7 protein-coding genes are annotated in these 12,942 nt (G+C 41.7%); 5 read left to right on the top strand and 2 right to left on the bottom strand.

The annotated features are described in order from the left end of the window. Positions 1–17: 17 nt before the first annotated feature. Together WHS63_RS04930 and WHS63_RS04925 are read right to left on the bottom strand one after the other, a co-directional pair. Positions 18–2,750 (bottom strand): PAS domain-containing hybrid sensor histidine kinase/response regulator, encoded by a 2,733-nt coding sequence (locus WHS63_RS04930; protein ID WP_445204176.1) that lies wholly within the window; start codon positions 2,748–2,750, stop codon positions 18–20. Between the two features lie 5 nt (positions 2,751–2,755). Next, positions 2,756–4,030 carry a PAS domain S-box protein gene (locus WHS63_RS04925; protein ID WP_445204142.1) on the bottom strand — a complete coding sequence of 425 codons (1,275 nt, stop codon included), beginning with the start codon at positions 4,028–4,030 and terminating at the stop codon, positions 2,756–2,758. A 514-nt stretch (positions 4,031–4,544) separates the two neighbouring features. On the opposite strand from WHS63_RS04925, the gene WHS63_RS04920 reads away from it, so the two are divergent. From WHS63_RS04920 to fbaA, 5 genes are all read left to right on the top strand, one after another. Further along, complete coding sequence (locus WHS63_RS04920) at positions 4,545–6,125, top strand: peptide chain release factor 3 (protein WP_445204141.1); 1,581 nt, start codon at positions 4,545–4,547, stop codon at positions 6,123–6,125. A 1,204-nt stretch (positions 6,126–7,329) separates the two neighbouring features. After that, entirely contained in the window at positions 7,330–8,658 is a 1,329-nt protein-coding gene (locus WHS63_RS04915) for an MFS transporter (RefSeq protein WP_445204140.1), read from the top strand. Positions 8,659–8,662: 4 nt separating this feature from the next. Next, complete coding sequence (gene pgmB / locus WHS63_RS04910; RefSeq protein WP_445204139.1) at positions 8,663–9,325, top strand: beta-phosphoglucomutase; 663 nt, start codon at positions 8,663–8,665, stop codon at positions 9,323–9,325. Between the two features lie 5 nt (positions 9,326–9,330). Further along, positions 9,331–11,655: a glycoside hydrolase family 65 protein gene (locus tag WHS63_RS04905; RefSeq protein WP_445204138.1), complete on the top strand. Its 2,325-nt coding sequence runs from the start codon at positions 9,331–9,333 to the stop codon at positions 11,653–11,655. A gap of 49 nt (positions 11,656–11,704) precedes the next feature. Beyond that, a complete protein-coding gene (gene fbaA, locus WHS63_RS04900) occupies positions 11,705–12,769 on the top strand; it encodes a class II fructose-bisphosphate aldolase (RefSeq protein WP_445204137.1) in 1,065 nt (354 codons plus the stop codon). Positions 12,770–12,942: the final 173 nt, after the last annotated feature.

The raw sequence follows: 12,942 nt of genomic DNA, 5'->3' as shown, positions 1-12,942 counted from the left end.
TGCTCCATATTTTATGACTATTTTTTTATCCTCTCCTTCACAACCCTAAGGAGTTCATCTTTTTTTAGTGGCTTGGTTAGGTAACCATCAAAACCATAGGTTTCAATTTTGGTTTTATCTTCACCAAGCGCATAAGCTGTTTGAGCTACAATTGGTATTTGGGGTTTAAACTTCCTTATCTCCTCAAAGGCTTTGAATCCATCCATTATAGGCATTTTCAAGTCCATTAGGATAAGTTTGATATTTTCGTTATTATGGGCCATGTTTACTGCTTCCTCCCCGTTGGCCGCCCTCATACATTTGTAGTTGAATTGTCGGAGTATCTCATTAATATACATAAAGTTAAACTCATCGTCTTCGGCAACCAGAATAAGTTCACTTTCACCTTTTAGCTGGTCGGGTGGTATTTCCACAAAAACCTCGGTTTTTGGTTCACCGGTTAAGTAAGGTAAAGTAACTGTTACGGATGTGCCTTTTCCAAGCTCGGAGTCTAACTCAATGGTACCACCCAGAAGCTCAGTGTAAGCTTTTGTAATGGCAAGCCCAAGTCCAATTCCACCCACCTTAATTGTTAAGGGGTTTTCAACCCTAAAGAAACGCTTAAAAACCATTTCCCTATTCTTACGGTCAATCCCAATGCCAGTATCCTTAACTTTGAACACCACACGGTTATCCTTTACTTCATAACCAAATGCCACCGCTCCGCGCGGGGTGTATTTTATCCCGTTTGTAATCAAATTTATCAGTATTTGCTGAAGCTTAACCCTGTCAGTATATATGTATGTTTCCGATGTTGTGTTTGGGGGTAAATAGATTAGTTCAAGTTCCCTGTTTTCTGAAATTTTTATTTTCAGCTCATTGTAAATATCCTGCATGAGTTGGTCAAGATTAAAGGTTTCCGGATTAGTTTTAATAAGCCCCGTATCGAGTTTGGCAATCTCTACAGTTTCATTGATAATATCCATTAAACGGAAACCGCTTTTTTGGATAATATCAATGTATTCCTTTCTTTTCTGTTCATCCTGTGAGTATTTTAAAAGATCGCCAAACCCCATTATGGCGTTCATGGGTGTTCTAATTTCGTGCGACAGGTTGGCCAGAAAGGCCGACTTTAACCTATCGCTTTCCTCAGCTTTTTGTTTTGCCTTTACTAGGTCATCTTCAAATTTTTTCCGGTCAGTAATATCGCGGATTACAATAAGTTCCCGTTCAGCACCTCCAATCTTTGTGAGGCGCAGGTTAACCTCAACCCAAAAATGTTCCCCGTTCTTTCGCTTTGCCAGCCAGTCGAACCTTTGTGGACCCTCCTTGGCTGCTTTTTTGGAATAATATCCAACTTTATCGTTTGTATATGGCTCAACATTGGCTCCAAGGGCATTCAACCCAATGCTCAAAAACTCTCTTTTGTCATTATACCCATACAATTCAACTGCCCTATTGTTGCAATCAACTATATGGTTGGTTTTGGGGTCATAAATCAGAATAGCCTCAGCAGTAGCGTTGAATATCTCGCGGTACTCCTTCTCGCGCCTTTCAATTTCACGCTGGTGGGCAACACGCTCGGTAATATCGCGCACTACAGCCATAAGTCTATCAACCCCTCCAATCTTCGATTTTTTGAGCGATATCTCTGCCCAAAATGTTTCGCCGCTTTTCTTTTTACCAAGCCAGGTGTAGGTTTGGGGTCCAACTGTCAACGCTTTCTTAGCCCATTTAGCAGCTTCAGCAATATTGTACTTTTCATCGTTTGCACTAAGGGAGCCTAAAAGTTTGCCAATTAGCTCATCCTTGCTGTATCCGTAAAGCGCTTGCGTTTGCTTATTGCAATCAATAATTTTGCCTGTTTCAATATCGTAAATGAGTATCGCTTCAAGGGTGGAGTCAAAAATTTCACGGAGTTCATGTTCGCGTTGTTTCAATTCAGCCAAATGTTTTTTTCTTTGGCTAATATCTAAAACAATTGCATTGTAAAAATCGGCATCTGAAGCCTTTGTTTTCTCAACATAGACCTCAACTGGATATTCAGTGCCATTCTTACGGCGATGTATTGTCTCAAAAAATATCTTAGATGAAGTCCCCTCGTTAAGAGGTTTTAACAACTCGTTAAATTTTTCAGCTGTTAGGTATGGTTTTAAGTCAAGTGGGGTAAGTTCAAGCAATTCCTCTGGTGAATAACCTAAGTTATTCACAGCGGTTTTGTTAAACTCAATAAATTTTAGATTGTCGCATCGAAAAATATATACTTCGTTTATACTCTCATCCAATATCTTTAGTAGTCTATCAATTCTATTTTGCTTGTTTTTTTGATCAGATATATCGCGCCATACGGCATATATCATCCGTTTTCCATTAAACACAATTGGTGTTAGCGACACCTCTGCCCAGAATTTTTGTCCATTTACTTTATTATGAAGCCATTCAAATTTGTTAAAACCTTGTTCAAGTGCAATTTCAATCATTTTGTTGGCAAGCTCATACGATGAACTCCCACAAGGCTGAGTTTGTGGACTTAGAGCCGAAGGGTGAGGTGAGTTTTTAAGCAGTTCAATACGCGATTTAAAACCATGGAGTCGTGCCGCAGAGTCATTACAATCAATAAAGTGAAAATTTTCATCCAGTATTCCGATTGCATCCTTTGAGAAATGCATTACACGTAAAAACCGTTGTTCACTTTCAATAAAATTTTGCTCTGTCCTTTTTCTATCCGAAATATCTCTTACAATGGCCATTACCCTACTAACGCCTCCAATCTCAACTAGTTTGAGTCGTACGTTAACCCAAAATGTTTCCCCATTTTTTTTTTACGTGCTAGCCATTCAAAATCCTGGGGTTCTCCTTTAATGGTTTTTTTTATGTACTCTTGAGCTTTATCCTCGGTAAAGGGTTCTATGTTTGCACTTAAATCACCAATACTTCCATTTATAATTTCTTCCTTTGTGAAACCATACATCTCCATTGTAATATCGTTACAATCAATTATTTTTCCTCTTTCGATATCATCAATTTGAATGGAGTCAAATCCTGAGTTAAATATCTCCCTGAATTCTTGTTCTTTTTGGCTTAGTAGTTTATGCGACTTAACCAACTCACTTACATCGCTAACCATAACATGCCTTGCTGGTCTTCCTTTGTAAGTAATCCAATGCGATGCTATTTGAACATGAATTATATCACCATTCTTTTTCCTATGCCTCCAATTACCTGAAGTTTGATATACATCATCTTGAGTTTGTATGTTTTCTATTAGCCTGGGAATTTCCTCTTCGGGTCTAATATCTTTGATTGTCATTTCCAGAAACTCCTCACGTGTGTAACCGTATTGTTTAATGGCTGCCGAGTTCACTTCCATAAAACGTAGGGTTTCTAGGTCGTATATCCACATGGGATTGGGGTTATTCTCAAACAGCAGGCGATATTTCTCCTCGCTTTCCTCAAGCTTGTCTCTCTGTATCCAATTCTCTTCCCTACTAAACAAGAGCTTTGCAATTAGGGTAGTTGCTAAGGGATAAATTAGCATTACTGGCCACCAGATTACAAGCAGGGTAGCCATTCTGTTTTCTTCGGGTAGGAAAATGGTGCATCCAAGCATTACCAGGTGAACTATAAAGCTAACCACGTAAACCTCACCAAGGTTTTTATTAGCAATTATGCCTGGACGAACTTTCCGCCAAAGCAGGCTGATAAGCGATGAGCTAACTATTACTGCCACTCCCATATACATCCCAGCACCTCCCATCAATACCCGGTATGCAGCAACCAATACCGTTGCAACCACTGTGGTTACCCCGCCAAAAAACAGTCCCGAAATGGTAAGTAAAACCGATCGTGTATCGAATACAATCCCTTCTACCAGCACCCATGGGCTTTTCATAAGTATTATACCTATTCCCCCAACTAGTAAGCCAAGTAAAACCTGAATTTGAAACCTTCGACTTTTATCGGATTTTAGCCAGATAAAATCGTAAAGAACCGCAGTAGCTATTAGTATTGCTGCATTTTCAAGTATTCCAATAACTATGGGATTTTCCATGGGTGTAAAAATTTAGTATCACCATAAATTTAGGCAATATTTTATCTTAAATCAATAATCAATAACCAATATTTTTTAGTTATTGATATATGCCATATTGAGTCCTGATATACCAAGAAATACTCCATTGAAACATCTCTCTTTTATGCTGAACCCTGCCGAAGCATCACTTTACCTTTATAACCCATTAATGGATCCCTGGCTGCGATCTGAATGACAAAAGGATTTGACGGTTGATTGACTCAAAATTGAACGCAAATTGCACTTATTAAGTTGATTTACACAGGTTAAACTAACCAAACCCTAAACACTAAACACCAAACACAATCACCCCTGTACACTGAACACTGCACACTATAAATAAAATCCCTCGCAACGCTCAGAATGATTAAAGGGATGTAAACTATTTATGGCTAATCATCATAAATCATCAACCCTTACTTTCTTTTTCTTCGCACCTTAATTCGTTTAAAGGCTAATAATTGCTAATTTTGCAAGCCATAAATGTAGATATATGATTTTTGAGGACGAAGTTAAGCGCCGCCGAACATTTGCCATTGTTAGCCACCCCGATGCTGGTAAGACAACCCTAACCGAAAAGTTGCTGCTCTTTGGCGGAGCAATTCACATTGCAGGTGCCGTAAAAAGTAATAAGATTAAAAAGACTGCCACGTCCGATTTCATGGAGATAGAGCGCCAGCGTGGTATTTCGGTTTCCACATCGGTAATGGAGTTTGAGTATCAGGGCTATAAAATTAACATTCTCGATACACCCGGTCACCAAGATTTTGCCGAGGATACATATCGTACCCTTACTGCTGTCGATAGCGTTATAATTGTTATTGACCATGCAAAAGGCGTTGAGGCGCAAACCCGTAAGCTTATGGAGGTTTGCCGCATGCGTAAAACTCCTGTAATCATCTTTATCAACAAGCTCGATAGGCCTGGCAACGACCCATTCGACCTGCTCGATGAGATTGAGAAGGAACTTCAGATTAAGGTACGCCCGCTTAGCTGGTCAATTAGCCAGGGGCCATCGTTCAAGGGGGTTTACAACCTTTTTGAGCAGAAACTCTTCCTTTTCTCCGGTGAGAATAAGCAAACCATTGCCGACGATATAGTTGAGATATCTGATTTGAACTCGCCTGAACTGGATTCTTACATTAAGCCCTACACCAATAAGTTTCTGGAGGAGATTGAGATTGTTAACGAGGTTTACCCGGAGTTTGATATCAGAACTTACCTTTCCGGCGAGGTGGCTCCCGTTTTCTTTGGTAGTGCCCTAAACAACTTTGGGGTTAAGGAACTCCTGGATTGTTTTGTACAAATTGCTCCCCATCCCGGCCCTACCACTACCGATACCCGTACGGTTACACCCTTTGAGCAAAAATTTAGCGGATTTGTGTTTAAAATTTTTGCCAACATGGATCCCAATCACCGTAACAGGATAGCATTCCTAAAGATATGTTCTGGTCGGTTTGAGCGTAATGTTCCATACTTCCACGTAAGATTAGGAAAATCGTTCCGTTTTTCCAGCCCCAACGCATTCTTGGCCGATAAAAAGTCGATAGTGGAGTTTGCATACCCCGGCGACATAATTGGCTTGCCCGATTCAGGCAATTTCAAGATTGGCGATACCCTTACTGAGGGCGAGGTTATGAACTTTAAAGGTATCCCTAACTTTGCCCCTGAGCTTTTCCGCTACATTGAGAATGCCGACCCCTTAAAGTATAAGCAACTGGCAAAAGGAATTGAGCAGCTAACCGATGAGGGTGTAGCCCAGCTCTTCACCCAAAAATCCAATGGTCGAAAGATCATAGGTACAGTGGGTGCTCTTCAGTTTGATGTTATTCAGTTCCGATTGGAGCATGAGTATGGTGCTAAATGCCGCTACGAGCCCATAAACCTTTACAAGGCTTGCTGGATTGAAACCAATAACAAGGCCCAGCTCGACGATTTCCGTATTCGAAAGTATAATAACCTTGCCCTCGATAAGCATGGGCGTGAGGTGTTCCTGGCCGATTCGCCTTACTCCCTACAAATGGCTATTGAAAAGTTCCCCGATATTAAGTTCTACTTCACCTCAGAGTTTTAATATAGGTTGTTAGTTGTGTGTTGATGGTTGATAGTTATTACAAAGGATTTAACACTATATAGCACATATTATTCTCTGTGACACTGTGATGCCTGGATAAACTATGTTAAGTTTTTTTCAGGTTTACCTTTCCAGCCCCGTAGGGGCTAAACATTTACAACTCCATTGTCATTCCGAACTAGTCGAGGAATCTCATTAAAAAAGGGATGAAGTTACAAAGAGATGCTTCGGCAAGCTCAGCATGACACGATAGAACGAGGCAACACCAAACTATCAACAAGCAACCAACAATTATCATTTTAAATCGTTTCACAGAGTAAATCCAAATAATCTGCGTCATCTGCGTTCCATTGCATTAGCAAGTATCACAGAGTTACACAGTGTAACACGGTGTTTCACAGAATTGCAATCACGAACAAGCATCAACTTTTATTTGTCATCCTGAGCGCAGCGAAAGATCTCGAAACAGCCTAATGAGATGTTTTGCTAACGCTCAACATGACAATAGTTTCACGAGCAACGAACAACGTTTCCAGCCCCGTAGGGGCGTAATATTTGTAACACAATAGTTACTCCCTCATGCATAGCGATGCACGCAATACATTTTCCAAAGAGCAAGGGTGAAACGTTGCATCTCAAGAGGAAAATCATTCCCAAAAGTGACTGCTTGGAACCTAATCAAAAGGTATAAATGAATTGGAGGTAAAAAGAGATGCTTCGGCGGTGCTCAGCATGACAATGGAGTAGAAGAAGTATGTTTTTTGTCATTCCGAGCTTGTCGAGGAATCTCATTAAATAAGGGATGATAGCACATAGTGATGCTTCGGTTGCGCTCAGCATGACACGATAGGACGAGGCAACACCAAACTATCAACAATCAACCAACAACTATCAACTTTAATCGTTTCATAGTGTAAATCCACCCAATCTGAGTCATCTGCGTTCCATTTAAATTCAATACCAACACACACCCATCGATAAATTTACCGCAAACGTTTACGGTTGATTTTACGCGGTTTTCCTGATGTTCAAAGGTTTCCGTATTGAAAAATTTTGAATAATTTCTACAACCCTTCGTAAACGATTGAAATGCCTCTTTCATGTTCTGAAACCCTTATTTCATAAGGGTTTTAACTTTATGTTATGTTTTTTTTAAGATTTTTTTACTTTAATTTTGGACACCTTGAAAACTAAAAATAGCTTTATGGTAAAGAAACCTAAACTCAGCTTTTGGCAAATTTGGAACCTTAGCTTTGGCTTTTTAGGGGTTCAGGCAGGTTTTGCCCTGCAAAATGCCAATGTTTCACGCATACTATCAAATTATGGCGCTGACCTACATCACCTCTCTTTTTTCTGGCTTGTAGCACCAATCATGGGGCTAATCATTCAGCCATGGGTAGGAGCAGCGAGCGATAGGACATGGACCCGAATGGGGCGCCGTAAACCTTTTATTTTTGGAGGCGCTATTGCAGCTTCATTAGGTATGTTTTTTATGCCTAACTCACATATTGCAATAGCCATTCTACCTCCTGTAATTTTTGGAGCAATAATGCTGGCATTAATGGATGCTTCGTTCAACGTTACTTTCCAGCCTTTTCGCTCTTTGGTTGCCGACATGACCCCCGATGAGCAAACCAATACCGGTTACTCAGTTCAAACCCTGCTTATCAATCTGGGTGCCGTTATTGGTTCTTTCCTGCCTTTCGTCCTCACTAATTTGCTTGGAGTGGGTAATACCGCTCCTGAAGGACAAGTCCCCCCTTCAGTGGTTTGGTCGTTTTATATTGGTGGTTCTATTCTGTTGATATCGGTTTTGTGGACTGTGTTCACAACCAAAGAATATAACCCCGATGAGTTTAAACAGTACAACCAATCCGATAGCGTTGTTGTTGAAGCTGAGAAAAAAAGTTTCTGGCAAACTTTAACATCAATGCCGGGTATAATGGGCAAACTAGCCATTGTTCAGTTCTTTTCTTGGTTTGCTCTGTTTGCCATGTGGGTTTATACAACACCAGCCGTTGCCCAGCATATTTGGGGAACAGCCATTGGCGATTCCACTTCTCCTGAGTATAACGAAGCGGCTAACTGGGTAGGGGTTCTTTTTGGTTTATATAGCGTTTTTGCGGCCATTTTTGCCATTTTCCTCGACAAGATAGCTAATCGCTTAGGTAGAGTGAAAACCTATTCCATTTCGCTTCTTTTTGGCGCGTTAGGCTATTTATCGATGTACATATTTACCGGTCAATATGCTCTTATTCTTTCAATGGTAGGTGTTGGAATTGCTTGGGCTGCCATTCTGGCTATGCCTTACGCAATTCTTGCGCGTTCGCTACCAGCCGATAGAATGGGAGTGTATATGGGTATTTTTAACATAACCGTGGTAGTACCGCAAATTGTAAGTGGTTTACTGCTTGGAACTATTCTCAAATTTGTTTTCAACGAAAAGGCAATCTATATGATAGTTCTTGCCGGTTTATCGATGCTTTTAGCTTCGGCAAGCGCTATTCTTTTTGTTAAAGAGAAAAAGGCTTAACCCGATGAATGAGATTAAGGCTTGTATTTTCGATTTAGATGGGGTAGTGGTCGATACTGCAAAGTATCACTACTTGGCTTGGAAGCGCCTTGCGCTGGAGTTGGGCTTTGAGTTTACCGAGCAGCATAACGAGCGCCTTAAAGGTGTTAGCCGTATGCGCTCCCTTGAAATTTTGCTGGAGGTTGGTGGTTTGTCGTTTCCATTGGATGAAATGGAACGAATGGCTGCCAAGAAAAATGCCTGGTACGTGGAGTACATTGAACGAATGACCCCCGATGAGATTCTTCCCGGCGCAAAGGAATTGCTGGAGGAGTTAAGGGCTAATGGCATAAAAGTTTCTCTTGGTTCTGCAAGCAAAAATTCGCCCCTTATCCTTGAACGGATTGGTTTAAAAAATCATTTCGATGCTGTAATTGATGGTAACTCGGTTACAGTAGCCAAACCAGCACCTGATATCTTCCTGGTTGCTGCAAAATCGCTTGGGGTAAATCCTGAGTTTTGTGTTGTATTTGAGGATGCCGAAGCCGGTATTGAGGCTGCAATTAATGCAGGTATGCGCACTGTTGGTATTGGCAATCCTCAAATTCTGAACCGTGCCGATGTGGTTGTGCCTAATCTTAAAGGTTTTACATATAGCAAGTTAGTTGAACTATTCTTAAAAAAGTAATCGATATGAACCCTTATCTTAAACACGACGAGTGGTGCATCATTGAAGAGGGATTTATTCCTGAAAATACTCGTGCTTCGGAGAGTATTTTCAGCATTGGAAATGGTGCTATGGGACAGCGTGCTAACTTTGAAGAGAAATTCACCGGCAGCACGCTTCAGGGAAGCTACATAGGTGGCGTTTACTACCCCGATAAAACCCGAGTGGGTTGGTGGAAAAATGGCTACCCTGAGTATTTCGCAAAGGTTATCAACTCTACCAACTGGATTGGAATCAATGTAATTGTAAACGGCGAGGAGCTCGACCTGGCCAAGTGCAAAGTTCAGGATTTCCGTAGGGTACTCAACATGAAGGAGGGATACCTTGAACGATCATTTATTGCCGAGCTACAGAACGGTTTAAAGTTGGCCGTCAAGTCAACACGATTTTTAAGTATGGTCGATTCTGAACTTGGCGCCATACGTTACTCTGTTAAACCGCTTAACGCCGATGCTAATATCGGGGTTCACCCATACCTCGATGCCGATGTTCACAATGAGGATTCCAACTATGGCGAAAAGTTCTGGGAAGTGGTCGATATTAAAGGCACATCAGCTTTCAGCTACATTGTAAGCCGTACTAAAAAGCTCGATTTCCACGTTGGCCATGCCATGCGTAACTTTATTTACGTTAATGGTCAGCATCAGAATGTTCAGCCTCAAGTAAACACCTCGGCAATGTACGTCGATAACAGGTTTACCATTAATGCAAAGGCTGGCGATGAGGTAACCCTTTACAAGTATGCTGCTGTAATCTCAAGCCTTAACCATGAAAAGGGAACATTCCCTAAGGTTCTCGAAAAGCTTATCGATACTGCCGTATCAAAAGGTTTCGACAAAATGCTTGATGAGCAGCGAAATGCATGGGCTGAGATTTGGCAACATAGCGATATCACCATTGAGGGCGATGTAGCTGCTCAGCAGGGTATCCGCTTCAATATTTTCCAGCTCAGCCAAACCTATACGGGCAAGGATGAACGCTTGAACATCGGCCCAAAAGGTTTTACAGGTGAAAAGTATGGTGGGTCAACCTATTGGGATACTGAGGCTTACTGTTTACCCTTCTATATGGTTACCCACGGACAAAAGGTTGCCCGTCAGCTTCTGCTCTACCGCTACAAGCAACTTGGAAAGGCTATTGAAAATGCTCAAAAACTTGGCTTTACCGATGGTGCTGCACTTTATCCAATGGTTACCATGAACGGTGAGGAGTGCCACAACGAGTGGGAAATTACTTTTGAGGAGATTCATCGTAACGGTGCCATTGCTTTTGCAATTTACAATTACGTTCGCTATACAGGCGATAAAAGTTACTTGGTAAACTTTGGCCTTGAAGTGCTCATTGCAATTGCTCGTTTTTGGGCACAGCGTGTTAACTTCTCACAGGAGAAGGGTAAGTACGTTATGCTGGGTGTTACCGGCCCCAATGAGTATGAGAATAACGTAAATAACAACTGGTACACTTCCACCATTGCTTGCTGGTGCATGGAGTATGCTGAGGAGGTAGCAGCATATGTTAAATCAACCGATCCATCCAAGTATGCTGAGTTGACTAAATCAATCCATTTCGATGAATCTAAGGAGATAGCCAAGTGGCGCGATATCCGTAATAATATGTTCTTCCCTGTTGATGAAAAGTTAGGAATATTCCTGCAACAGGAAGGGTATATGGACAAGGAGCAGATTCTTGTTAAGGATCTTGATCCAAAGGAGCGTCCGTTAAATCAGAAATGGAGCTGGGACCGTATACTGCGTTCCTGCTTCATCAAGCAAGCCGATGTTTTACAGGGATTATATTTCCTTGAGGACAGGTACGATACCGATACCATTAAACGTAATTATGAGTTTTACGAGGCCCGAACAGTTCATGAATCATCGCTTTCACCATGCGTTCATAGCGTTCTGGCATCTCGTATTGGCAATGTTGATAAAGCTTATGAGCTTTACCTACGAACTGCCCGCCTCGATCTCGACGATTACAACCGCGAGGTTAAGGAGGGACTCCACATTACCAGTATGGCCGGCACCTGGATTTCCATTGTTGAAGGTTTTGGTGGAATGCGCGTTCGAAACAACATGCTCACTTTTAACCCGCTTATTCCCGATAAGTGGAAATCGTATAGCTTTAAGGTTTGGTTCCGCGATAACATTCTTAAGATAATGGTAACCAGTTCACAAATAACTATTAACAATGAAAGCGGGAATGCAATAACCCTTAAGATTTACGGTGTTGAGCATTCAGTACCTGCCTCCAGTTCAATAAGCGTTCCGGTTCAGAAACAAATTTTCTAAGCCTTAAAAAAGATTACCTTTGCGTCGTATTTTTTAAAACTACAAAATCATGAAACGTTTTAAACCAGGCGTAATAACCGGAAAAGAGTTACAGGAACTATTTGCAATTGCTAAGGCTGAGCAGTTTGCTCTACCAGCAGTCAACGTTACTGGAACTAATACAATGAATGCCGTGCTGGAAACCGCCCGTGAGGTGGGCTCACCGGTTATTATTCAGTTTTCAAACAGCGGGGCATCGTTTATTGCAGGCAAATCGCTATCCAACGACGGTCAACAGGCTAGTATACTTGGCGCAATTAGCGGAGCTAAGCATGTTCATTTGCTGGCCGAGGCCTATGGTGTTCCCGTTGTACTTCACACCGACCACGCTGCCAAAAAACTTCTTCCATGGATTGATGGCTTGCTCGATGCGGGCGAAAAACATTTCCGCGAAACCGGAAAACCTCTTTTCAGCTCACACATGCTCGATCTTTCCGAGGAATCGCTTCATGAAAATATCGAAATCTGCAAGCGTTACCTGGAGCGCATGGCCAAAATGGGAATGACCCTGGAAATTGAGCTTGGCGTTACCGGCGGCGAGGAGGATGGCGTTGATAATACTGGTGTTGACAGTTCAAGATTATACACCCAACCCGAGGAAGTGGCTTACGCATATGAGGAGCTAATGAAAATTAGCCCCAATTTCACCATTGCTGCATCGTTTGGCAATGTGCATGGCGTTTACAAGCCCGGCAATGTGGTGCTTAACCCAATTATCCTTAAGAACTCACAGGAGTTAATCAAGCAGAAATATGCTACAGCCGACAAGCCTGTAAACTTTGTATTCCATGGTGGTAGCGGTTCCGAAAAGGAAAAGATTACTGAGGCTATCAGCTATGGTGTAATTAAGATGAATATTGATACCGATTTGCAGTGGGCTTTCTGGGAAGGCATCAAAAACTATTACGAGGCCAAGAAGGGTTACCTGCAGGGTCAAATTGGGAATCCCGAAGGGGAAGATGCTCCCAACAAGAAGTATTACGATCCTCGCGTTTGGCTTCGCAAAGGCGAAGAGTCAATTGTTGCCCGTCTAAAGGAGGCTTTTGCCGATCTTAATGCTATAGGTCGTGGGTAATGAATAGCTTGTTCCATATTCCGGATTTTTGTCCAGCTGGTAATAAAAGTATTCATATCCAAATAGTTATTTATTAGAATTTGGGCTGTTGGGGGCTTCCCTGACAGCCCTTGTTGTTTTCAGGAAAAATCAGTCTTAAACCAATAACCATGTTTAAAAACCGCTTATCTTTA

The sequence above is a fragment of the Tenuifilum sp. genome (genome assembly GCF_037481895.1).
GTDB lineage: Bacteria > Bacteroidota > Bacteroidia > Bacteroidales > Tenuifilaceae > Tenuifilum > Tenuifilum osseticum.
The sequence above is the reverse complement of the archived record's forward strand: the minus strand, read 5'-3'. Positions and strand labels throughout refer to the sequence as shown.